Annotated in this window: 18 protein-coding genes; 8 read left to right on the top strand and 10 right to left on the bottom strand. The window is 64.6% G+C overall.

The features are described 5' to 3' along the window. Window positions 1-2 precede the first annotated feature (2 nt). Together treY and treZ are read left to right on the top strand one after the other, a co-directional pair. A complete protein-coding gene (gene treY, locus ACRQEC_RS01285) occupies window positions 3-2,573 on the top strand; it encodes a malto-oligosyltrehalose synthase (protein ID WP_284889529.1) in 2,571 nt (856 codons plus the stop codon). Beyond that, the gene (gene treZ, locus ACRQEC_RS01280) at window positions 2,573-4,486 is read left to right on the top strand and encodes a malto-oligosyltrehalose trehalohydrolase (RefSeq protein WP_435730290.1); all 1,914 of its coding nucleotides are present in this window, start codon (window positions 2,573-2,575) and stop codon (window positions 4,484-4,486) included. The genes treY and treZ overlap by 1 nt, the downstream gene beginning before the upstream one ends. 58 nt (window positions 4,487-4,544) lie before the next feature. Here treZ and ACRQEC_RS01275 read toward each other — a convergent pair whose 3' ends face one another. Next, window positions 4,545-5,588: a lipid II:glycine glycyltransferase FemX gene (locus ACRQEC_RS01275; RefSeq protein WP_284889531.1), complete on the bottom strand. Its 1,044-nt coding sequence runs from the start codon at window positions 5,586-5,588 to the stop codon at window positions 4,545-4,547. Between the two features lie 60 nt (window positions 5,589-5,648). Between ACRQEC_RS01275 and ACRQEC_RS01270 the strand changes: the two genes are divergently transcribed. Continuing rightward, the gene (locus tag ACRQEC_RS01270) at window positions 5,649-6,221 is read left to right on the top strand and encodes a DUF3000 domain-containing protein (RefSeq protein WP_284889532.1); all 573 of its coding nucleotides are present in this window, start codon (window positions 5,649-5,651) and stop codon (window positions 6,219-6,221) included. Between the two features lie 103 nt (window positions 6,222-6,324). Beyond that, window positions 6,325-7,542, top strand: coding sequence for an HRDC domain-containing protein (locus ACRQEC_RS01265; RefSeq protein WP_284889533.1), 1,218 nt, complete (start codon window positions 6,325-6,327; stop codon window positions 7,540-7,542). 75 nt (window positions 7,543-7,617) lie between these two features. Here the strand turns inward: ACRQEC_RS01265 and ACRQEC_RS01260 are convergent, their stop codons facing one another. Next, window positions 7,618-8,886: a class I SAM-dependent RNA methyltransferase gene (locus tag ACRQEC_RS01260; protein WP_284889535.1), complete on the bottom strand. Its 1,269-nt coding sequence runs from the start codon at window positions 8,884-8,886 to the stop codon at window positions 7,618-7,620. After that, window positions 8,883-10,670 (bottom strand): APC family permease, encoded by a 1,788-nt coding sequence (locus ACRQEC_RS01255; protein WP_284889536.1) that lies wholly within the window; start codon window positions 10,668-10,670, stop codon window positions 8,883-8,885. Before ACRQEC_RS01255 ends, ACRQEC_RS01260 begins: the two co-directional genes overlap by 4 nt. A gap of 51 nt (window positions 10,671-10,721) precedes the next feature. Here ACRQEC_RS01255 and ACRQEC_RS01250 point away from each other — a divergent pair, with 51 nt between their 5' ends. Together ACRQEC_RS01250 and ACRQEC_RS01245 are read left to right on the top strand one after the other, a co-directional pair. Further along, window positions 10,722-11,369 (top strand): potassium channel family protein, encoded by a 648-nt coding sequence (locus ACRQEC_RS01250; RefSeq protein WP_035276902.1) that lies wholly within the window; start codon window positions 10,722-10,724, stop codon window positions 11,367-11,369. Then, a complete protein-coding gene (locus tag ACRQEC_RS01245; protein WP_284889538.1) occupies window positions 11,366-12,091 on the top strand; it encodes a potassium channel family protein in 726 nt (241 codons plus the stop codon). Before ACRQEC_RS01250 ends, ACRQEC_RS01245 begins: the two co-directional genes overlap by 4 nt. Here ACRQEC_RS01245 and ACRQEC_RS01240 read toward each other — a convergent pair. The 4 genes from ACRQEC_RS01240 to ACRQEC_RS01225 all read right to left on the bottom strand — a co-directional run bounded on the left by ACRQEC_RS01240 (window position 12,043) and on the right by ACRQEC_RS01225 (window position 14,336). Beyond that, window positions 12,043-12,741, bottom strand: a complete 699-nt coding sequence (locus ACRQEC_RS01240) for a DUF3159 domain-containing protein (RefSeq protein WP_284889540.1) — start codon at window positions 12,739-12,741, stop codon at window positions 12,043-12,045. The two genes, ACRQEC_RS01245 and ACRQEC_RS01240, sit on opposite strands and share 49 nt — an antisense overlap. Before the next feature lie 47 nt (window positions 12,742-12,788). Continuing rightward, window positions 12,789-13,040 (bottom strand): hypothetical protein, encoded by a 252-nt coding sequence (locus ACRQEC_RS01235; RefSeq protein ID WP_026428833.1) that lies wholly within the window; start codon window positions 13,038-13,040, stop codon window positions 12,789-12,791. A gap of 22 nt (window positions 13,041-13,062) precedes the next feature. Next, complete coding sequence (locus tag ACRQEC_RS01230) at window positions 13,063-13,854, bottom strand: DUF3710 domain-containing protein (protein WP_284889542.1); 792 nt, start codon at window positions 13,852-13,854, stop codon at window positions 13,063-13,065. A 182-nt stretch (window positions 13,855-14,036) separates the two neighbouring features. Continuing rightward, window positions 14,037-14,336 (bottom strand): DUF4193 domain-containing protein, encoded by a 300-nt coding sequence (locus ACRQEC_RS01225; RefSeq protein ID WP_016442648.1) that lies wholly within the window; start codon window positions 14,334-14,336, stop codon window positions 14,037-14,039. Between the two features lie 225 nt (window positions 14,337-14,561). On the opposite strand from ACRQEC_RS01225, the gene sepH reads away from it, so the two are divergent. Beyond that, on the top strand, window positions 14,562-15,812 hold the full coding sequence (sepH, locus tag ACRQEC_RS01220; protein ID WP_284889543.1) for a septation protein SepH: 1,251 nt from the start codon (window positions 14,562-14,564) through the stop codon (window positions 15,810-15,812). A gap of 125 nt (window positions 15,813-15,937) precedes the next feature. Here sepH and ACRQEC_RS01215 read toward each other — a convergent pair whose 3' ends face one another. Further along, window positions 15,938-17,083, bottom strand: coding sequence for an alkaline phosphatase family protein (locus ACRQEC_RS01215; RefSeq protein WP_284889544.1), 1,146 nt, complete (start codon window positions 17,081-17,083; stop codon window positions 15,938-15,940). A gap of 77 nt (window positions 17,084-17,160) precedes the next feature. Between ACRQEC_RS01215 and ACRQEC_RS01210 the strand changes: the two genes are divergently transcribed. Beyond that, window positions 17,161-19,593 carry a DNA gyrase/topoisomerase IV subunit A gene (locus tag ACRQEC_RS01210; protein WP_284889546.1) on the top strand — a complete coding sequence of 811 codons (2,433 nt, stop codon included), beginning with the start codon at window positions 17,161-17,163 and terminating at the stop codon, window positions 19,591-19,593. An 87-nt stretch (window positions 19,594-19,680) separates the two neighbouring features. Here ACRQEC_RS01210 and ACRQEC_RS01205 read toward each other — a convergent pair whose 3' ends face one another. Together ACRQEC_RS01205 and ACRQEC_RS01200 are read right to left on the bottom strand one after the other, a co-directional pair. Beyond that, entirely contained in the window at window positions 19,681-20,715 is a 1,035-nt protein-coding gene (locus ACRQEC_RS01205; RefSeq protein WP_284889547.1) for a hypothetical protein, read from the bottom strand. Window positions 20,716-20,770: 55 nt separating this feature from the next. Next, a complete protein-coding gene (locus tag ACRQEC_RS01200) occupies window positions 20,771-22,894 on the bottom strand; it encodes a DNA gyrase/topoisomerase IV subunit B (protein WP_026428828.1) in 2,124 nt (707 codons plus the stop codon). Between the last annotated feature and the right edge of the window lie 95 nt (window positions 22,895-22,989).

Raw genomic sequence — 22,989 nt, 5'->3', positions numbered from 1 at the left:
GTATGACCGCAATCACTGACACCTCCAGTATTCCAGCTCTACGTTCCCACGTGCCTAGCGCCGGGCGGCGCCAGCCCGTGTCCACGTACCGGCTGCAACTCGGTCCCCACTTCACCTTCGCGGATGCCACCGCCCTGCTCCCCTACCTGGTGCAGCTCGGGATTACCGATGTGTACTGCTCCCCCATTCTCCAGGCCGCCCCGGGTTCCACGCACGGCTATGACGTGGTGGATCACACCCGGATTTCCGAGCCGATGGGCGGGCGGGCCGGTTTTGAGGCTTTTGCGAATGCCGCGCACGCGGCCGGCCTCGGCGTCGTCGTTGATGTGGTACCCAACCATATGGCCATGCCCACCCCGCTCTACCTCAACCGCGCCATGTGGTCCCTGCTGCGTGACGGCCCCGAGTCCCCCTATGCCTCCTGGTTCGATATTGACGTGGAGTCCAGCGACGATGGGATCCTCATCCCGGTGCTCGGCGAACGGGTGGGTACCGCGCTCGCCCGGGAGGCGATTAGCCTCGATCACGTCGTCGTACCGGGTTATGAGAACGACGGCGCAGTTCCCGTCTTGCGCTACTATGACCACGTTTACCCGGTCCGGAAAGGCACCGAATTTCTGCCGCTGGCAGAACTGCTGCAACGCCAGTACTATCGGCTTGCCTATTGGCGGGTCGCTGAGGAAGAACTCAATTACCGGCGGTTTTTCGATGTGGATACCCTGGCCGGGATCCGGGTGGAGGATCCGGAGGTATTTCAGGCTTCCCACGCGCTGCTGCTCGAGCTGTTCCACGCCGGCTTCATTGATGCTTTCCGGATCGATCATCCCGATGGGCTGGCCGATCCGCGTCAGTATATGGAGCGTCTGCACGAAGCGACCGGCGGGGCGTGGATCGTGGCGGAGAAAATCCTGGAGGGTGACGAAAAGCTGCCTTCGGATTGGAAGTGCGCGGGGTGTACCGGCTACGAGGCTTCGTGGCGTATCGGGGCGCTGCTGACCGACCCGGAGGGCGTGCGTGCCCTCACCGCGAATTTCGTGCATCTTTCCCATACCACCCAGCCGTATCCGGTCCTCGAGCGCGAAGCGAAAAGCCAGATTATGCATTCCTCCCTCCAGGCGGAAGTGGAGCGGATGGCGCGGCTCATGGCGGAAGTGTGCCGTGATGATCTGCGCCTGCGGGACCATTCCCAGCGGTCCTTGTACGATGCGGTCTCCGCGCTCGTCATCTGCATGGACCGGTACCGGGCCTACGTAGTTCCCGGGGAGAAAGCGCATGCCAGCGCTGAAACTGCGCTGCTTGAAGCCGCCGAACGCGCCCGGGGCCTGCTCTCCGAAGACCGGTGCGAAACCCTGGACGTTGTTGTTGATATTTTGCTCGGGCGGGAAATCGGTTCGGCGACGAAACGCCATGATGCTTCCCGAAACGAGGCGATTATCCGCTTCCAGCAGGTGTGCGGTGCGGTTATGGCCAAGGGCGTGGAGGATACCGCTTTTTATCGGTATACCGCGCTTACCTCGGCAACCGAGGTGGGATCCGATCCGCTGCGCGCCTCACTAACCCCCGATGAGCTGCATACCTGGACCCGGCAGATGATGGCCGATTGGCCCGTGATGATGACCACGCTCACCACTCATGATACGAAACGCGGGGAAGATACCCGCGCCGCTATTGCCACCCTGGCGGATTACCCCACCGAATGGCTGGAGCTCCTGGAACGGCTGCGCGAACGGCACGCAGCCTCCCGCCCGGCGGAACTCGATGGCCAGATCGAGAACCTCATGTGGCAAACCATTATGGGAACCTGGACGGATAACGGGCCTATCGAAGCTGATCGCCTCATTGACTACCTGCGCAAGGCTGCCCGGGAACAAAAATCTTGGACCACCTGGACCGAACCGGATGAAGCACTGGAAACCGGGCTTTTTGCTTATGCACGCTCGGTTATTTCCACCCCGGAATCGGTGGCTGAGCTCACGGCCTGGTGGGAACATACCCGCCCGACGCGCCGCGCTCGTATCCTCGCCGCGAAGGTTCTGGCCCTCACACTGATCGGGGTACCCGATACCTATCAGGGGGAGGAAATCACCCGCAATCTGCTGGTGGATCCGGATAACCGCCGCCCGGTGAATTACCCGCGGCTCGCCAGCATGCTCGAGCAGCTCGATAGCGCCGGGGCACTCCCCGCGCAGGCGAGCGTCGATGAAGAAAAAATGTGGGTGACCTCGCGCCTCCTGCGCCTGCGCCGCGACCGCCCGGATACTTTCGTTTCGCTACGTTCGGGCTATGAGCCACTCGCGGTTACCACTGGCAATATTTTTGCTTTTACCCGCACCCTGGATGGGGAGCCGGATGTGGTCGTGGTGGTCGCGCGCCTCGCGCACCGCCAGGAGGTGGCCGGGGGCTGGGGCGATGCGCATATCGTGCTCCCGCCCGGGCGTTGGCGCAGTGTGCTGGAGGAAGGCGAGGTTGAAGGGCCCCAGCTCTTTGTTCGTGATGCCTGCGCGAATCTGCCGGTGGCGGTGTACGTTCGCGCTGAGACCTGCGGGTCCGACGCCGGAGGGAGCACCGATTAATGGAACCGCTGAGCGTCTGGGCGCCGGGGCGCACGAGAGTCGAGGCCCTGGTAGGCGAGGAGCGCCTCCCCTTCCGGCCGGTCACCGCTGCGGATATTGCGGCAGCGCGCGCGGGGCGCGACGGCGCGGCCCTGGCCAGCGGGCCGGGATGGTGGATCCTCGATACTCCCCTGCCGGCCGGCACCCGCTACCGCATCAGTCTGGATGACGGGATGGGGCTGCCCGATCCGCGCACCCGGCGCCAGCCCGAGGGCGTCATGGGGCCCTCCGAAATTGTTGATCTCGATGCCTTCGAGTTATCGCCCTTCCCCGGGGTGGATCCGCTCGGCAAGGTTTTTTACGAAATGCATATTGGCACCTTCACCCCGGAGGGCACCTTCGATGCGGCGGCGCAAAAATTTGGGTATCTGCGCGAGCTCGGGGTGGATATCGTGGAGGTCATGCCGATTTGCCCGGTGCCCGGCACCCGCAATTGGGGCTACGACGGCGTCGATATCTATGCAGTCACCGAAAATTACGGCGGTCCGGCGGGTTTCGCACGGTTCGTGGAGGCTGCGCATCACGCTGGCCTGGCAGTATGCCTCGACGTGGTCTACAACCATTTCGGACCCGACGGGAATTTCTTAGCGGAGTTCGGCCCCTACACCACGGATCGCTATTCTTCGGTGTGGGGCCCGGGCGTGAACGTGGACGGCCCGGATTCCGGCCCGGTGCGGCGTTATTTTATTGACAATATGCTCCAGTGGGCCCGTGATTACCACGTGGATATTTTTCGGCTTGACGCCGTCCACGCGATCCAGGACCGCTCCAATAAACATATTCTCGCGGATTTATCCGACGCCGCCGCGGCTTTCGCCGCGCAGACCGGCCGGCATATCGCCCTCGTGGCAGAATCCGATCTCAATGATGTGAGGATGCTGCGCCCCACAAGGGCGGGCGGCTACGGTATGGATATGCAGTGGGCTGATGATATCCACCATGCCCTGCATGTCTATGTGACCGGGGAACATTTCGCCTATTACGGGGATTTTGCGCTCCCCGGCGCCCTGGAAAAAGCCATGCGCCGCGTCTTCGTGCACGACGGTAATTTCTCTAGTTTCCGCAAGCAGAACTGGGGTGCCCCGGTGCCCGATGCGCTTGATTCGCGCCGTTTCCTCGCCTACACCGAAAACCACGACCAGGTGGGTAACCGAGCCCTGGGTGACAGGCGCTCCTCTACCTTGAGTGCAGAACACACCATCGTTGCTGATGCGCTCATGCTGCTCTCCCCCTTCACGCCCCTCCTTTTTATGGGGCAGGAGTGGAGTGCTTGTGCGCCCTTCCAATTCTTCACCGATCACACTCCGGAGCTGGGGGAACGTGTGGACGCGGGACGGATTGCGGAATTTAGCGACTGGGATTGGGGTGAGCATGCCGGCCAGATTCCCCCGCCGCAGGCGCTTTCCACGTTCACGCGCTCGCACCTGGACTGGGCGGAGCTCGAGGAGCCCTCCCATGCTCGCTATCTCGAGGCGACCCGGGAACTGCTGCGGCTACGGCGCGAACACCCCGATTTTTCTTCCCCCGACCGGGAAGATTCGGAGATCGTGCGCCTGGGTGAGGCGGGGTATTACCGGCGCGGGGACAGTTTCGTGGTATTCCATATAGGCGCGGCCTCCCCGCTCCCAAGCGAAACACTTGCCAATAAACCAGGTGAAACGCAAGCGGAAGAAACCGCCACCGCGGCCGCGCATCCCACTCGTGTGCAGCTGCCGCTCGAGGCGGGCCACCTCCACACGCTCCTCACCTGGGGTAGCGTGAGCGTGGCCGAATCCTATGTTGATTTTTCCGGACCCGGTTTCGCGGTACTCAGCCCCTACCGCCTCAACAGCCCGTATTACCTCAACAGCCCCTGCACCCCCGATGCCGCCTAGCCGCGGGGCGCGGCCCGCGCTGAGGAGGCCAGGAGACTCGGAGGCTAGGAAGCTGTGCCTATGCGCGCCGGCCCAGGCGTTCGCGCACGCCGCGCACCGCCCCCACCGCGGCGCGCTTAGCGCGCAGAGCCAGCTTGAGACCGCGGTAGTAGCGCGGGCGCAACGGCACATCCCAGGCACCGGCCACCTCGGTGAACTCGGCAGCGAATTTTTGTTTGTAGCCGGTCACGCCTTCCAATTGCGGGGCGCGCTCCGAATGCACCCCCATCAGGTCATAAGCTTTCCGCCCGGTTTCCCGCAGCCACGTTATGGTGTGCAGATCCATAAACATGGAGGCGTGGCGCTGGCGAGCCTCCGCGCTGGTTGCCGCGTAATAGGCTTCCCCGAGGTCATCGGTAGCGAGCACAATCTGCCAGGCCAGCGCCCGCCCCTCCGCGCGCGCCACGAAAAGCCGGGCGTGTTCCGGGCCCAGGGATTCCAGCATGGTCACGTATTGGCTCATGGGTGCCGCCCCGAAATCATCCCGGCTGGCCGTTTCGGTGAGAATGGCGTATAGCTCCGGGAAAACCTCCCGGGCCCGCTCCGTTTCATCGCAAAATTCCAGGCCCTCCGCCTCGGCTTTACGTGCTTGGCGGCGCCCCGACTTGGAGAAACTCGCCCGGATCTCCGCATCCGGGCGTGCGACGTCGACCATAACGGTGCGATCATAGGTGACCGTTTGCAGTAATTCGTGCAGGTCCGGAGCCGGGTGCCAGGCGTGAATCCGCATGAAGGCGAGGCTGCGATCCGCGCTCCGCACCAGCTGCGCCAGCGCGGTGCGGAACTCCAGTTCTTCCGCGGCCGCGGGCCGTTCCCCGAGCCACACCGGGCCTTTTTTCGCCCACAGGTAGGTGAAACCGCGCCCTTCCATCCGGGTCAGAGAAATAAGGGCACGCGCCGCACCTGCGCTATCGCGCCACAGGAAACGCCCGAACGGTGCGTGGCCGGGCAGGGCATCCTCGTAACGGTCCCAGGCGGGCAGCTGCTCGAGGGGCAGGCCGTGGCCGGCAGCCAGGTCCAGGTAGGTGGTGTCATCGATCCGCGACAGCGAGAGTGTAGACATGCCGCCATCCTACCTGCGCGGCGCGCCTGGCTAAAACCCGCGCGCGGGCGCATTACGGTAATGAGCGTGTCTCAGATTCATGCACCCGAGGACTTCCTCACCGCGCTCGATAGCCTGCGCGGGCACGAGTTTCGTCCCGAGCTGCACATCGTGCAGATACCGCCCCCCAAACGCATTGCTCCGTGGGCGGTTGCGCTGCAGGCTGAGATTAATGATTCGACGGCGATGGAGCCGGAAAGCTATCGCGGCGGGGCACGTTTCGTGGTGCTGCACGACCCGGCCGGTCAGGAGGCCTGGCACGGAACTTTCCGGATTGTGTGCCATATGGGGGCGCCGATGGATACGGCCATGGCCGGCGATCCGCTGCTCGGCGAAGTTGCCTGGGCGTGGCTGGCCGATACCCTGGATGCGCACGGCGCTGATTACCACCACCTGGTCGGCACCGTCACCCGCATGTATAACGAAACTTTCGGCGGGCTGGAGCTTTCCTCCTCCCTCACCGAACTGGAATTGCGGGCTTCCTGGACCCCGAGCAGCCCCGATCTTTATCATCACGTGCGGGCGTGGGCGGATTTTATTGCGCTCGCTTGCGGTTTAGCTCCGGAAGGAACGACGGCGCTGCCAGCCCGCTAGGGGTAATCTCGCTAGGAAGTGGCGCCCCTGCGCGTGGCAGCCCCGCGCCCGCGCAGGCCCGCTAGTATTAACCGCGGCCCCTAGTCTGAGCAGTTGTGAGGTTATGACGTCTTCTTCTATTCGCTGGAGCGAGGATCCCACCCTGATTCATGTGGATACCCCGCGCGAAGGTATCCCGCCGCTCACCACCGGCTCCGCCTATCGCCCCGCGCTCACGAGGCTGCGGCGCGGCAGCGGCCCCGTGGCCGTGGATGTGGAACGCGCCATGGGTATCCGCTATTCAGCCCGGGCCTACCTGATACAACTGCGCCGCGAGGGCTCGGGAACGCTGCTGTGCGATCCAATCGGAAACGAGGAATATTACCCGGAACTGGCCGGGATTCTTGCGGATACCGTATGGATTTTGCACGCCGCCGATCAGGATTTGCCTTCCCTGGGGGATCTCGGTTTACGCCCGGGGCCGGGCAAACTTTTTGATACCGAGGTGGCCGCGCTGCTGTTGGGTGATGAGCATATTTCCTTACAGACTCAGCTGGCGGAAAATTTGGGGTTGCTCCTGGCGAAAGAGCATTCGCAGGCGGATTGGTCCGAACGCCCGCTCGCTGATGACCTGCGTTCCTATGCCGCCCTCGATGTGGAATTGCTCGCGCCTCTGCGCGAGGTGCAGCTTGAGCGCCTGGAGCGGGTCGGGCGCTTGGAGTGGGCGGCCCAAGAATTTGAAGAGATCCGCACCCGGCCGCCCAAAGCCGCGCCCGCGGAGCCGTGGCGGCGCGCCACCCACCGCCAAGATTTTTCTTCCCGCCGTGATCTTGCCCTGGTGCGGGCCCTGTGGCAGGAGCGGGATCGCATTGCCCGCACCACCGATACCGCCCCCGACCTGGTGCTCTCTCGCTCCGATATCGCTGCCCTCGCGCGTCGCCGCCCGCGCTCCCTGGCCGATGTGCGTACCTCCCGGCCGCTGCGCAGCGGAGGCAAACAGTACTTAGCGCCGGCCCTGTGGCAGGCGGTAGCGAAGGCCTGGGCGCTGCCGAGTTCCGAGCTTCCCGAACTGGCACCGGCCCGCCCCGCTCGGCGTGCCGAACGCGGCATTCCGCACCTGCTCGATCACGTGCGCGGCGCCGTTCAGGAACGCGCGGCGGACTTAGGTATCCGCCACGATGTGCTTCTCAAACCGGCCGTGCAGCGCGAACTGGCGCGCCTCTTGCGCCACCGGGTGGCGCGCACCGCTCCCGCCATTGGCGATGCGCTGGCTGAACTGGGGGCCCGCCCGTGGCAGGTGGAGAATACCGCCAGCTGGATTGCCGCCGCGGTGCGCTCCTAGCCTCGGGTAGCGAGCTCGGCGCGGCCTGGCGCCGTCCTGCGCGGCCTGGCGCGGCCCAGCTTAGTGCGCCGCAGTTTAGCGCAGCGCTGTCACCACTTCGAAGTGGTGGGTATTGGGGAAAAGGTCGACGGCGCGCATGGACTCCACGCTCCGCCCGGACTCAACCATGGCGGCTACGTCGCGGGCCAGCGCGGCCGGGTCGCAGGACACCAGGACGATCCGGCGGGCGCGGCTGGCTGCGGCGGCGCGGGCCGCCGCGATTCCCAATCCGCTCCGGGGAGGATCGGCGAGGAGAATATCGGCGTCGCTCATATCCCGTACGGAAATAGCGGCGGTGCGGGCACGTGCCCACGGGTAGGGCCGCAGGTTCGCGCGGGCGTCTTCCACCGCGGTGCGCGCACCCTCAAGGCTCTCCACCCGGCCGGTTGCCCCGGTGGCGCGGGCCAGCGGCACGGTGAGCAGCCCCGCTCCCGCGTAGAGTTCAAGAATATGGTCGCCGGGTTCAACCTCGGCCGCGCGGGTCACCAGATCGATGAGGGTGGCCGGTGCCTCGCGGTGCACCTGCCAAAAACCGGAGGCCCGTACCCGGTAGCGGTAGCTGTTCTCCCCCACCGTGACTTCTTCGCGCGCGAAGGGTGAACATTCCGCACCGGTCGCGTCGAAGGTGCGCCCGCCGATGCTCACCGCCACCGGGCTGGCCGAAGGGGCAAGGATACGCACCCGCTGACCCTCGCGCAGCGGGCCGATAGTGCGGGCCAGCCGGGTGAGGTAACTGCCGTCCCATAGGCCCAGTTCCTCGATGTCCTTCACCGCGAGGGGCATGGAGGTAATGGGGAGAACCTCGCGGCTACCTTCCCGGAACATTCCGAAACGCCCCGCGCTCACGGTGACGTCGATGCGGGTGCGGCTGGCCCAGCCACCACTGGCGCGGTCGGATTGCAGGGCCACGACCTCGGGAACAATGCCCTGCTCCGCCAGGTGATCGCTGAGCGCTTGCCCGCCGATGCGGCGCAGCGTGGAGGTGAGCACCTGGGTTTTCCACTCGTGCTGGTAGTCGAAGATCACGTGGCCCAGGTCCGCGCCGCCCACGCCCCCGGGGCCGGCTTCCGGCCAGGGGTGGGCTTGGCGGTAGGGCGAGGGCTCGCCGAGTACCTCGATGACATCCCCGCGGGCGAAACGAGCACGTTCTTCGGTGAGCGCCACCCGCACGCGTTCCCCGGGCAGCCCGAAGCGAGCCAGGATTGCTTTGCCTTCGGCGCGCCCGATGGCAATACCGCCGTGGCCGATATCCTCCAGGGTGATATCGACGGTCGAATGATGAGATTGAGCAGCAGGGGTGGTCACAGGTCTTCTCCCGAATGGATTTGATAGGGAACTTGCACCAGCATAAGGCGCGAGTCATAGGACAGGTCAGCGAAAAGCGCGGGCACGGAACGGCGCAGGTACACCCGGTGCCACAGGGTGGTGGAAACCACCTTCGGGGCGATAACCAGCACAATATCCTGCGGGTGGGTATCGAGGAGGAAACGAATATAATCCACCAGCGGCCCGCGCGCCCCGCTCGTCGGATTGCCCAACACCGTCAATCCCACCGGTAATTGGGACTGGCTCCAAGCGGCGCGCAGCGCGGCCGTGCGGCTTTCACTCAGGTCCACGGTGAGGGCGGTGAGGGTAGAAGGGCGCAGCGCCCGCGCGTAGGTGACCGCCCGCAGGGTCGGCAAATTGAGTTCTTGAACCAGCACAACGGCGTGGGTGCGGACCGGCAGACGCCGCCCGGCCCCCAGATCCAGCGGTTTGAGGTGGGCGCTCATTTTTCCGCGCCCGCGCTGAGCGATGAGCATCCCCGCCGTGGGTACCGCCACCGCCGCCAGCGAGGTCAGGGTCCAGGCCGGCTGCATCGCCACCGTGACGAGCAAAACAAGGAATCCCGCCAGCGCGAAGAAAGCAAAACCCCAGCGGGAGGCATGCGCGGCCCGGCGTTCTTCCCGCCGCTCCGAAGTTTTGAGGATCTGCCCGCCGCGCAGGGAGAGGGCCGCGCAATGGAGCGTGAAGATAAGGAAACATACAAAGACAAGGGCGACGACGCCGGCGTGCGTCGTCGACAAAAATACCCCGAGGGCGCCGGCAAGTACCGCCACCAGTAAAACAACGCCGCTGCGGGCCCGGGAAGCTTCCGGGGCAGCCAGGCGAGCGGGAAGGGCGCCGTCGAAAGCAAGTTCCCGCAACAGGCGCGGGAGGCGTTCGTACACCACGAAAACGCAGATCAAACCCAGGAAACCGAAAGCAATCGCGGTGATAATACGCCCGGTACTCCCCCAGAACGCGGTGCCCATAACGATGCTCGGCAGGCCCACCGGGACCGTGAGAATATCCAGGCGCATTTCCAGATAGAAGGTGCCCGAAAGGACCACCGCGGCGATCCCGGCAATGGTGCTCAGGGCGCGCGGCCCTAGGAAACGTTCGCGCCCGGTGCCGATGCGTCCGCCCACCAGCAGCACCACCGCGGCCAGGAAGCACATAATGACGAAGGTATTTCCGAGCGGGTGGATGGCTTGGGAACCGGGGAGTTCTTCGGCGCGGTTCGTGATGAGATCCGCGAGGGAAACGGTGCCCCGGGCCTCGCGCACCAGCCCGGTCACCAGAGTTGCGATAATCACCCCGCTCGCCGCCAGCACGGCAAGCAGCGCCCCCGCCAGGGGCAGGCGCCAGTGCACCAGCGCGGGCAGGGCGCACACCACCACCAGCGGGATTTGAATAAGCCGCCCGTCCACCGCCAGCGGGGTGAGGGCATTGACCGCCATGCCCACCAGCCCGGCGGCCAGCACCAGGAGCAGCGCGAAAGCGGCGAAGCGTGCGGCGGCTGCAACGGTGCCGAAAGCCGGGGAGATATAGCGGGAAACCACCTGGTGGGCGGCTTTCCCGGGCACCACGCGGGAGGCGGCAATGGTGGCCGCCACCACGAGCGCGAGCACCGCGGCCCCCGCCAGCGCCATCACCCCCACCAGGGTGGGGTTCGCGAAGGGCGCCCCGCGTTGAATACTGCGCGGGAGGAGCACCACCGCCAGGCAGACGCAGGTGGCCGCGCCCACGTACTGGGACATCCCCAGGAAGGATAATTTTCTCATCACTAGGATACGGTACCCGCTTTGCGGTAGCGTAATGTAGTGCACTTCGTAATTATGGGATGCGGGCGCGTGGGTGCCGCGCTGGCGCTCTCGCTTTCCGCCATCGGCCATTCGGTGGCCATTATCGACCAGGACGCCGAAGCTTTCCGCAAGCTCCCCGAAGATTTCCCGGGGCAGCAGATCACCGGCGTGGGTTTCGACCGTGATGTGTTGGCGCGCGCGAATATCGACGACGCCGCCGGCTTCGCCGCCGTTTCCTCAGGCGATAATTCGAATATCATCGCCGCCCGGGTGGCGCGCGAAACTTTCGGGCTTACCAATGTGGTGGCGCGGGTCTATGATCCGACCCGCGCGATTATCTACGAACGGCTCGGGATCGCCACGGTGGCCCCGGTGCGCTGGACGGCGGACCGGGTGCTGCGCGAACTCATCCCGCTGGGCCCCCACCACGAATTCCGCGATCCCCTCGCCCGGATTTCCCTCATTGAAGTGGCGGTGGACCGGCGCTGGTTCGGGCGCACCGTGGCGGATGTGGAAGAGGAAACCGGGGCGCGGGTCGCCTATATTATCCGCAGCCTGGCCGGGCTCCTCCCCCATAGCGACACCGTGATCCAGGACGGGGACACCCTCAAAGTGCTCGTCGCTTCCGAGAATGCCTCCGGCGTGCAACATGTGCTGCTCAAATCGGAAGGGGCGCAGTGAATATTCTCATTATTGGGGCCGGCGCGGTTGGAGTGTCGGTGGCCCGCGAACTCCTCAAATCCGAGCATTCCATTTCCATTGTGGATAAGAAGCCGTCCGCCATGCGTATTTCGAGCGCTTCGGATGCGGATTGGCACCTGGCCGATGCCTGCGAAGTTCCCGCGCTGCGCGAAGCGGGCGCCGCGGAGGCGGATATTATCGTCTGCGCCACCGGGGATGACAAAGTGAATCTGGTGGTGTCTTTGCTGGCGAAAACCGAGTTCGGGATCGCCCGCACCATCGCACGCGTGAATAACCCGCGTAATGAATGGCTTTTCACCGATGCCTGGGGTGTGGACGTAACCGTATCCACCCCGCGGATTATGGCTTCCCTGGTGGAGGATGCGGTCTCGGATGGCTCCCTCACCCAGGTCATGCGGTTCCACCGCAGCGGGGCGAGCCTGTGGCAGGTTTCGGTATCCGCCGAGGCCCCGGTGGTGGGCAGCGCCATCAGCGATATTGAGCTTCCCGCCGGGGTCGCCATTAACGCTATTATTCGCGACGGCGTGCCCCTCACGGCCGATGCCGATCTCATCGTGGACGTGGATGACCAGGTGCTTCTCATTGACGGCGGGGACGATGTGGATATGTCCGCCCTCAAGAACTATTTCCGGCCCCGCCCGGCGGCTCCCGCTCAGGATGCGGACGGGGAATCCGCCGCGGATTCGGAAGGCTCCAAGTAGGTACTGGCAGGCGGTAGGCCGCGTACCAGCAGCCAGGTGGCCCACAGGATCAGGCAGAACAGCACCGGCCCGGCAATAATTTTGATGACTCCCAGCGCCGCGGTATTACCGCTGATAAAGAAGGGTAATTGTACGACGACGCGGCCAGCGAACATGGCCAGCCACAGCCACGTAATGCGGGTGTAGCGCCGGTAGGTGAGCCGGGCGGCCGGGTGGGTGGCGCTGCGCCAGCTGGCAATATCCCCGCGCAGCATCCCGATGATATAGCCCATAATGGGTCGCCGGATGATGAGGGAAATCGTCACACCTACCGCGTAGGCGGCGTTGGTGAGGAAGCCGGGTAAGAAATAGGTTTCCGCCCGCCCGGAACGCCAGGCAAAGAAGGCGGAGATTCCCACCACGAAGAGCCCGCCGAGGGCCGGCATCACATCAATGCGCTGGATGAGCCGCACCAGGATAGCCAGGACCGCCATGCCCAGGGGTATGAGCACCGCCAGGGGAATATTGCGGGTGGCTAAATAAATAACGACAAAAACGAGGGCGGGAACATTGGCTTCGATAACGCCGCGTACTCCGCCGATAGCTTTCCAGGCGTCGAATTCTTCCCCGAGCACCGCGCGCAGGCCGCCGCCGGGTGTGGTGGTATCCATGGGTCCTCCCGGCTTGTGACGTGGGCGGTACGGGTGTGGGGCGCTCGCTAGAGCACCGTGTATTCCGGGTTATATGCTACCAGCACGCCCCGGCGCCGCAATGGCACCACCCGGGCGCGAATGCGGTCCCCGACCCGCACGCAATCGATGGTGCGCCGCCCTTGGAAAATGAGGGTGAGGAGCCCCGCGGTGGTTTCCACGGCGATGCGTACCTCCGGGGTGTGTGCCCCGTTTCCTCCCGGGGCGCCCGGGTACGTGATGGCGATAATATCCCCCGTCACCCACACCGGCGTAGCCATAGGTACCTAACTATCTAGCTAACTAGCGGATCTCTTGGATTTCCGGGCCGCGCTTGGGCAGTTCAATGCCGGTATCGGGTGTTTCGGGTTCTGGCTCGCCCTGCTGGGGAAGGGCGAGGGGAAGCAATTCGCGGGGCGGGATGGCCTGGGTACCGCGCACCACCACCAGATCATCGAGAACCCGGTGGAGTACTTCGGTGCCGCGGGCCGGGTCTACCGCCCCGCGCCCGGTCACGGCTACCCGCAGCAGCCAGCGCGGGCCGTCAATACCGATGAAGCGCACCGGCACCCGGCCGTTCTCCGCGGGCATCTGGGCTTGGATTTCGGGGCCGTACTCCCCTTCGGCTTCTTGGAAGCGCCCACCCTGGTTGGCGATGGAGGAGATAACTTCTACGCGGATGTCCTCCCACAGGCCGGTGGATTTCGGGGCGGCGAAAACCTGTAATTGCACCGCGGAATCGCCCATCATGTAAACCACGCCGAGCACGACCTGGCGTTCGCGATCCACCGAGAATTGCATGGTGGCATCGGGCAGGATCGGCAGGCGCAGAGCCCCGCCGTCAATAAGAGCGGGATTCTCCGGGGCTTCCGATTCATCGTAAGGACCGCGTTCTTTCGGGCCGGCCGCGGCATCTGCGCTATCGGCATCAGCATTGCCGGCGGCGCCGGCATCAGAACCACCGGCGCCAGCGCCCTCCGCGCCGCCATGTGCCACACCGGAGTTATCCGCGGCGAGGTCCTGGCCGGCTTCGTCACGTTCGCCCGGCTGCGATGCGGGGGCCTCGTTTTTCTTCCGCCGTGAGAACCATGCCATGCTTATACTCCTCGTCCCGATTCCTTCATTCCCTCTAGTCTACTGAGGGAGCTCACCCTCGTGGAATTCACCCACCGTAGGGATGCACTGTAGTGAGATACCGCGGCCCGTGGGCCGCGGCGTCGTCGTACTTCTTCTTCGCGTGCCGCAAACGTAACCGCCGCACGCATGCTCGTTTCCCGCTAGCCCGCGCAATCCACGCAAACGGGCAGGCCGTCTTCCACGTGATCCAATTGGGAGCGGTGGTGAACCAGGAAGCACTGCGAGCAGGTGAATTCATCATCCTGGGCGGGAATCACATTGACGGATAGCTCAACATTGGACAGGTCCGCGCCGGGCAGCTCAAAGCCCTCGGCCGCTTCGACCTCGTCCTCATCAACCGCACCGGACTGCTGGTCCGAGCGCCGCCCGGCGAGCTGCTCGAAGGAATCCTCGCGGAGCTCCTCGTCTTGCTTGCGCGGAGCATCGTAATCTGTTGCCATAAAGTCACTCTCCAAAAGTGCCGGGGTCCACGCGGTGGATTCCGCACGAACCGGCGTCCACCCGCGAGAAACGGATCTTTCCGCCCTCGCGTATGGTCCTGACGGGTGGTACTGCGCGCTTAGTGTAACAGCACCCGCGCCACATGGAAACACACCCGCGCCCAATGCCTGCTTTTCGGGCCCGGAGGTGGCACCCTAAGAGTGGTACCAAGAGTAAGGGAAGAGATGAAAAAGCTGGAGCTGCTCGGCTTGCAACCCGACGGTCACAACCTCACGCTTAATGATGAGGAGGGCAATCGCTACCTGCTGCCCGTCACCGATGATCTGCGGGCGGCCCTGCGCAAGGATCCCCATCCCAGCGCTCCGGATGAGGAGATCACTCCGATGGGGCCGCGTGAAATCCAAGCTTTGGTGCGGGCCGGCCGCAGTGTTGACGATATTTCCGAGATGGCTGCACTGCCCCCTTCGCGTATCTCCGCCCTGGCTCACCCCATTATTGCGGAGCGTAACTACACCGCCGCACAGGCCCGGAACTACACTCTCGGGCGCGATGTGGGAGGTTTCACAGTTGAAGAACTCGTCACATCGCGGTTGGTTGCCCGCGATGTGGATACCGCGTCGATTACGTGGGATGCGGTGCGTGAGGCCGGGCAGCCCTGGGCGCTGATTGTGCGGTTTATCTCCGCCGGGCGCGAGCACGAGGCCCGCTGGTTTATCGATACGGATCGCCACACTCTCCAGGCCCGCAATGATGAGGCGTCCTGGCTTTCGGAAACGTCCCTCACGGCCGATGCCGGCCCTTGGCGCCCGGATCACACCCCCGCGGTAGTGCCGGGCAGCGCGGATCCTGTTTTTTCCGGTACGACGACGCCCGCGGCGGTTCCCGCCGCGGTGGCCTCTCCGGCGGCGGCTCTCCCAAGCGTGGTGGATACTCCCCCGGCGCGTGCCTCTATTGATGAGGTGCTGGCCTCGCTGGATTCTCAGCGTGGTAAGTCACGGCCCATGCCGGATGCCGATCATGATATTGACCCCGATGAATGGGATGGGGCGCATCGGGCTCCCGAAGATGAGGAGGAGCTGCGAGCTCCGGCCACCATTGTTTCCCTGCCCTCGCGCGAGGGGCAGCTGCCCGGCCAGCGGGCGCTACTGGAGCCCGAAGAGCTGGCGCAGGCCCCGGTGCTCCGCCCGGCTTCCGGTTCGGATGCGGGTGCTGGTTCTGACGCGGGTGCTCGGGCAGTCTCCGGTGCGAGCGCGGAACCGAGCGGTTCTGACGTGGCTAGTGGTACAGCAACAGAGAGTCCCGCTCCCGCGCCGGCACCTAAGGCAGCCTCCGCACCGGTTCCCAATAAAACGGCCCCGGCTAGCGCGCCGGAGAAAGCCGCTCCGGCAGCTACCGAGGCACGGCGCGGGCGCAAGCGCACGGATCGGCCCACCATGCCATCCTGGGATGAGATCGTCTTCGGTAAAAAGGACTAGTGTTAGCGCGCTAGTGCCCGCTCTGGCACGCTAACGCCACGCGGTGCCCAGCAGCCGCGCGCACCGCTACCCATTCCGGAGTCTCACGTAACCTCCGGCACGCGCCGCTACGCATTTGCAAAGCACTACTTAAGCTCCAGGAGCAGGGGGATCAGCATTTCCGTGGGGGTAAGCGAACCGTGGACCCCGCGCATAAAGGTGGTGCCCGGCTGCATCTGCCCGGTGTGCACCACGCTCAGGCGACCGCGCTGGAAAGCGAGCACATCGCCCATAGCTTCGCGTGCCTGCGCAGTGACCGGCCCGAACATGCCGGTGGCGATGGCTTCCTCTTTGGTGTAAATCCAGGAGCGCTCCCCCAGGTAGTCCCGCCAGCGTGCCGCCACCGCTTCCGGTTCCCGAGTGTAAAGATGCACCGCGCGTTCTTCCCCGGAATACAGGTCCACGCCTTCGCTCAGTGCCGGCGTGGTGGCCACATCAATGCGTTCGCTCGGATCGACCATGCCGTGATCAGCAGTGAGGACCAGCAGGGTATCCGGGGGGAGCAGCCGGGTGAGCAGGCGGATACCAGCGTCCAGATCTTCGAGCGCCATAGTCCATTCCTCACTGGTGGCTCCCCAGCGGTGCCCGCGGTGATCGACGTCCCCCCAGTACAGGTAGGCGAAACGCCCGCCCTCCCGCAGGAACCGCGCGGCTAGGTGCACCCGGTCATCGAGGGCCGGGCCTCCGATCGCGGTAAAACCACGCCAGGCGGCCCGGGTCAGCCCCGAACCGATATGGTCCGGATCCTGGATGGCTCCCAGCTGCTTGGCTATCCCGGGCCGGGCGACCTCCAGGCGCTGCGCCCAGGTGGGGACCGGCTGCCATTCCTCCGGATCGAGCCCGCTATTCTCCCAGCTAATCAGGGAGAAATTGCGGCCGGTACGCGGGGAGCGCAAGGAGTAGGACAGCATCGCGGTGCGCCCGGGGAGTTCCCCGGTACCCAGGGTGGTGAGGGCGGCCGCGGTGGTGGATGGCGCAGTGGAGGTGAGCGGTTCGCGCGCGGTGAGAGCCCGCAGGGTGGGTGCGTGGCCAATGCGCGCCGCCAGGTTTTCCGCCCCCAGGCCATCCACGAGGACGAGGCAGACTCGGCTAGCACGCGGCAAATCCAGCATGCCAGTCCGCGCCGTTTCCGCCGCGGATTCCGTTTCGGGCAGCACCCCGCAGGCGGCTAAACATTCACCCAGGACGGCACGTAGCGAGCGCGCGGCAGGCAGCACAGGAAGCTCAGTCATGCCTCTCAGTCTACTTTCCGCCTCGACACTCCTGCGCCGCCGCCCCGCCCGCGGCCAAAAAGCGGGATAATTGAGCAATGCCCAAGAATACGAGCCCCGCGGAACATATCGTCGATATTAACGTGTCGGAGGAGATGCGCACCTCCTTCCTCGAGTACTCCTACTCGGTGATTTACGCGCGTGCCCTCCCCGATGCTCGCGACGGTCTCAAGCCGGTGCAGCGCCGTATCCTCTTCCAAATGGGGCAGATGGGCCTGCGCCCCGACCGCGCCCATGTGAAATCCTCGCGCGTGGTGGGTGACGTGATGGGGCGCCTCCACCCCCATGGTGATACCGCTATTTATGACGCGATGGTGCGCCTCGCCCAACCTTTTACCATGCGCTTGCCGCTGGTGGACGGGCACGGTAATTTCGGTTCGCTCGACGACGGGCCAGCTGCCTCGCGCTATACCGAGGCACGCCTGGCGGCCCCGGCCATGGCGATGATTTCCTCACTCGACGAGGACGTCGTCGATATGGTCCCCAATTATGACAACACCCTCCAGCAGCCCGAGGTGCTCCCGGCCGCCATCCCGAATCTGCTGGTCAATGGCTCCTCCGGCATCGCGGTGGGAATGGCGACGAATATTCCACCGCATAATCTTATTGAGGTTATTAACGGGGCGAAGCACCTGCTGCGCCACCCGGATGCGAGCCTCGAGGATATTATGCGTTTTATCCCCGGCCCGGACCTGCCCGAAGGCGGAAAAATTATTGGTTTGGACGGTATCCGGGAGGCTTACGAAACCGGGCGCGGTATTTTCCGTACCAGGGCGACGGCGCGCATCGAAAAAATCAGCCCCCGTAAGCGCGGAATTGTTATTACAGAATTGCCCTATCTTGTGGGGCCGGAAAAGATCATTGACAAGCTCAAGGACGCCGTTAACGCCAAGAAAATTCAGGGGGTCTCCGGGGTACAAAACCTGACCGACCGGCACCATGGCATGCGGCTCGTCGTCGAAGTAAAAAATGGGTTCCACCCTGAGGCGGTCCTCGCCCAGCTCTACCAGCACACTCCGCTCGAAGATTCTTTCGGGATTAATAATGTGGCCTTGGTTGATGGCCAGCCGCAAACCCTGGGGCTGCTGGAGCTGCTGCGGGTGTGGATTAAGCACCGCATCACAGTGACGCGCCGGCGCAGTGAGCACCGTTTACGGGCGGCGCAATCTGATTTGCACCTGGTGGAGGGCTTGCTCATTGCCGTCCTCAATATTGATGAGGTGATCGCGGTTATTCGTTCCTCGGAAGATACCGCGGCGGCCCGCGAGCGGCTCATCGCTGTTTTTGATCTCTCCGAGGCGCAGGCCGATTATATTTTGGAGCTGCGGCTGCGCCGCCTCACCAAGTACTCCCAGATTGAGCTGGAAGGGCGCCGGGAGGAGCTGGAGCGCACCATCGCGGAGCTGGAAGAAATCCTCGGTTCGCCCGAGCGGCTGCGGGACGTGGTCGCTTCCGAAATGACGGAGGTGGCCCAGCAGTTCGGGACCCCGCGGCGCACCGTGCTGTTGGAATCGGACGGGGCGGCCAGCGCGGCGGCACCGGCCGCCCTCCCCCTGGAAGTTTCCGATGATCCGACCTGGGTACTGCTCTCGGGAACGGGGCTGGTGGCGCGCACCGCGGGCGGCGATGCTCCCGAGCGCGGCGGCCCGCGCCGGGCCCACGATGCGATCATTTCGCGGGTTGCCGCCACGGCCCGCGGGCATATCGGGGTGGTGACCAGCCACGGGCGCATGATCGACCTGGATGTGCTCACCGTCCCGGCGCTTCCCGATACCGTGGGGGCTCCCTCGCTGGCCGGGGCCACCCCGATAGCGGATCTGATTTCTCTGGATTCCGGGGAGCGCGTGATCGGGCTGGCCCCGCTTACCGCGGCCGAGGGCGATCCAGTTCTTACCCTCGCCACCGCGCACGGGCGGATTAAACGGGTGAACGGCGCGTACCCGAATAAGGAAAGCTGGGAGGTTATTACCCTGGCTGAGGGCGATAGCGTGGTGGGCTGCGCCCTGGCCCGCGATACCGATCAGGTGGTTCTTATTACGAGCGATGCGCAGTTATTGCGTTTTGAGGCATCACTGGTGCGCCCGCAGGGCCGGGCCGGCCAGGGTATTGCCGGGATTCGCTGCGCGGAAGGCGCCCAGGTGATTACCCTCGGGGTGGTGCCCGGTGATGATCTTGCCGGTTCCCTGGTGGCCACGATTGCCTCGAATGCGCAGGCGCTTCCGGGTACCGAACCGGGCAGCGCGAAGGTGACGCCGCTGGATCGTTTCCCGGCGAAGGGCCGGGGTACGGGCGGGGTGCGCGCCCAGCGTTTCCTGCGCGGGGAAAATATGTTGGCGGTGGCCGCTACTGGCCCCGAGCCGCTGCGCGCTATCACGGCCTCCGGCCAGCCGGTTGAGCTACCCGAAGTTGAAGAAAAGCGGGATGCTTCGGGCAGCGCCCTGACGGTCCCGGTGGCAGCTATCGGAAGCTAGCCGCACGGCGCGGTGTTGCCGCGGCCGCTTGGCGCATGTACCGCCACATGCCGCTAGGCACCGCACACCGCCGCGGAACGCGGCTCCTTAGGAGCGCGCCGGCAGATCCGGGAGCGGGTGGTGCACCACCCGGGTGCGTTCGGTGACCTCGAAGCCGAAACTCTCATACAGGCTCAGGCGCGCTGCGCTTTCGGGAGTCAGGCGGCTGCCGTCCGGCTCGTAGTGGACGGTGAGATCCAGGGTGGTGGCATCCATGCCGCTATGCGCCTGGGCGGCGATACTGGCGGCCAGCAGGCGGGCATTGACCCCGTCCGGGCTTTCGGCCCGCACCGCGAGCTCATCAACATAGCCCTCCCGGAATCCCAACCCGGGCCAGTCCTGTTCATAAGCGGCGGTCATAATGCACCCGAGTACCCGGGGCCGATCCCCGCGGGTATCTACCGCCAGGAAACTCCATTCCCGGCGCATAAAAGCACATTCGATCCGCCACTGCTCCCGGGTGTAAATCGGGTAATTCAATTTATCTGCGTAAAAGGAATTGTGGGCGAGAAGCGCGGCGTCGTCCCGATCCGGGGTGAGGGGAACAAGCTCCACGCCGCTATTGTCCGTATGCGCGGAAACGGGCAGAGGCAGCGGCCCGCGCGTGAGCGGGCGGCGCATTTGCAGGTAGGAGAGCCGGTCGGTGAAACCGGCGGCCGCCAGGGCCCGGCCCCGTTCCGGGTCCCAGCTTTCCACATTCGCCACGGCCACCGGGTGGAGGGTGCCGGCCGCCAGGGCCGGGGCGCGGCGTAATTGTTCGGCGAGCACCTCGCGGGCGGCCTGTTCACGCACTTCCGGGCTGAGCTCGGGATGCACGCTGGCCGAGAGCGTGACCGTGGGATGCGCGGTGCGCGCATCGTAAAGGCGCACAATACCGAAGGCGAGGAGGCGCCGGCCCGGTGCTGCGTCGTCGTACCACCCAAAAACGCTATGCGGAACCGAGGGCTCAAACATGAGGTCGATTTCTTCGCGCGAGGTGCGGAAACTGGAGTTCACGGCACTTTGGTGGGTGTCCAGCAGCGTGAAAATCGCGCGGGCGTCCGCCGCCGTGAGATCGCTCCACCGTATCGCGCCGTTACCCATGAGCCCTCCTTTACGGGTATGACTCTCAAGTGTAGCGAAGCGCGGGCCGGGAAACTTAGGCATCGATCTTGTCGTAGGAAATATGCTCGGCGCCTTCGACAATAAATTCGCGGCGCGGAGCCACCTCGTTACCCATCAACACCTCAAAAACGGACTCGGCTTCCCGCAACGCGGCTTCATCCTCGATGCGGATGCGCCGCAGGGTGCGGTGGGCCGGATCCATGGTGGTTTCCGCGAGCTGGTGCGCGTCCATCTCCCCCAGGCCCTTGTAGCGCTGGATGGGTTCCTTATAGGTTTTCCCGGCGCGTTCGAGCTTCTTGAGTTCCCGATGCAATTCCTCTTCGGAATAGGTATAAATATACGAGCCCTTTTTCCCGCCGCGCCCGGCCACCTCGATGCGGTGCAGCGGCGGTACCGCGGCGAAAACCCGCCCGGCTTCCACGAGGGGACGCATATAGCGGAAGAACAGCGTGAGCAGGAGGGTGCGGATATGGGCGCCGTCCACGTCCGCGTCCGTCATCATAATAATTTTCCCGTAGCGCGCCGCGGCGAGGTCAAAAGTGCGCCCAGAACCGGCCCCCACCACCTGAATAATGGAAGAAACCTCCTGGTTACGCAGAATATCCGCGGGCGAGGCGCGCTGCACATTGAGAATCTTGCCGCGAATGGGCAGCAGCGCCTGGAATTCCGAGGAACGCGCCAGTTTCGCGGTGCCCAGCGCCGAATCCCCCTCGACGATAAAAAGCTCGGTGTGTTCAATATCATCGCTGCGGCAATCGGCGAGCTTGGCGGGCAGAGTGGAATTTTCGAGCGCGTTTTTCCGCCGCGAGATTTCCTTATGGACGCGCGCGGCCACCCGCGCCCGCATTTCCGCCACGATTTTTTCGAGGAGCCGCGAGGTTTCGGTTTTTTGGTCGCGTTTCGTGGATGCCAGGATACTGTGGAGCTGTGCTGCGACGACGCGCGCCACGATGGGGCGCACTGCCGCCGTCCCCAGGATCTCCTTCGTTTGCCCCTCGAATTGGGGTTCGGCTAGCCGGACCGTGACAACCGCGGTCATCCCGGCCAAAATATCGTCTTTTTCGATTTTGGCATCTTTGGCGGTGAGCTTGAGGCGCCGCGAATTAGTGTCGATCAGGGCGCGCAGGGTTTTCACCACGCCCTGTTCGAAGCCACTCTGGTGCGCCCCTCCCCCGGGCGTGCGAATAATATTAACGAAGGATTCGGTGATGGTGTCATAGCCAGTTCCCCAGCGCAGGGCCACATCCACTTCGCAGGTGCGTTCAACTTCCTGGGCGCGCAAATGCCCGCTTTCCGGGTCGAGGACCTGCACGTTTTCGGTGAAAGTTTCGCTGCCCGTGAGGTGCATGGTGGCGGTGAGAGCCGGATCGGTAGCCAGGTAGTCCGCAAAATCGACGACGCCGCCCTCGTAGTGGAACACTTCCTCATGGGGACCGTTCTCCCCCGGGGTACCCGCCAGGCCGCGTTCATCGCGGATGGTGATGGTCAGGCCGGGCACCAGGAAGGCGGATTGGCGTACCCGCTCGGTGAGCAGGTCATAGGAGAATTCTGCTTCGGCCAGGAAAATCTGGGGGTCAGCCCAGTAGCGCACGGATGTTCCGGTGTTTTTCTTCGCTACTTTCCCGACTGTGTCAAGTTCGCTTCCGTGGGTGAAAGCTTCGAAAGGTGCCTCCGGGGAGGGCTGGGCACCGTCCTGGAAACGCCCGGGTTCGCCGCGTTTGAATTGCATCTGGTAAACCTTGCCGCCGCGCCGGACTTTCACGTCCATGCGCGCGGAGAGGGCATTGACGACCGAAGCGCCCACGCCGTGGAGGCCGCCGGAAGCGGAATAGGATCCGCCGCCGAATTTCCCGCCGGCGTGCAGGCGGGTGTACACAACTTCCACGCCGGAAAGTCCCACCCCGGGGACAGTATCCACGGGGACGCCGCGGCCGTCGTCGGTTACCTCAACCGATCCGTCGGCGTAGAGGGTGACGGTGATATGGGTGGCGAATCCTTCCAGGGCTTCGTCGATGCCGTTGTCGATGATTTCCCAGAGGCAGTGCATGAGTCCGCGTGAATCCGTGGAGCCGATGTACATGCCGGGGCGTTTGCGCACGGCTTCCAGGCCTTCGAGGACTTGGAGATGACGAGCTGAGTATTCTTCGGAAGTTGACACACCGGTAGTTTACGCGAACGGCTGTTCGCGAGCCGCCGCGGCGCGCGTGAAGGTGTGTGAAAGTGCGTGAATTCCACGGTTCACACCAGTCCCAG

Source organism: Actinotignum saccati, from assembly GCF_051265055.1.
Classification (GTDB): Bacteria; Actinomycetota; Actinomycetes; order Actinomycetales; family Actinomycetaceae; genus Actinotignum.
Note: the sequence above shows the minus strand (reverse complement) of the source record. Positions and strands in the feature narration are given on the sequence as shown.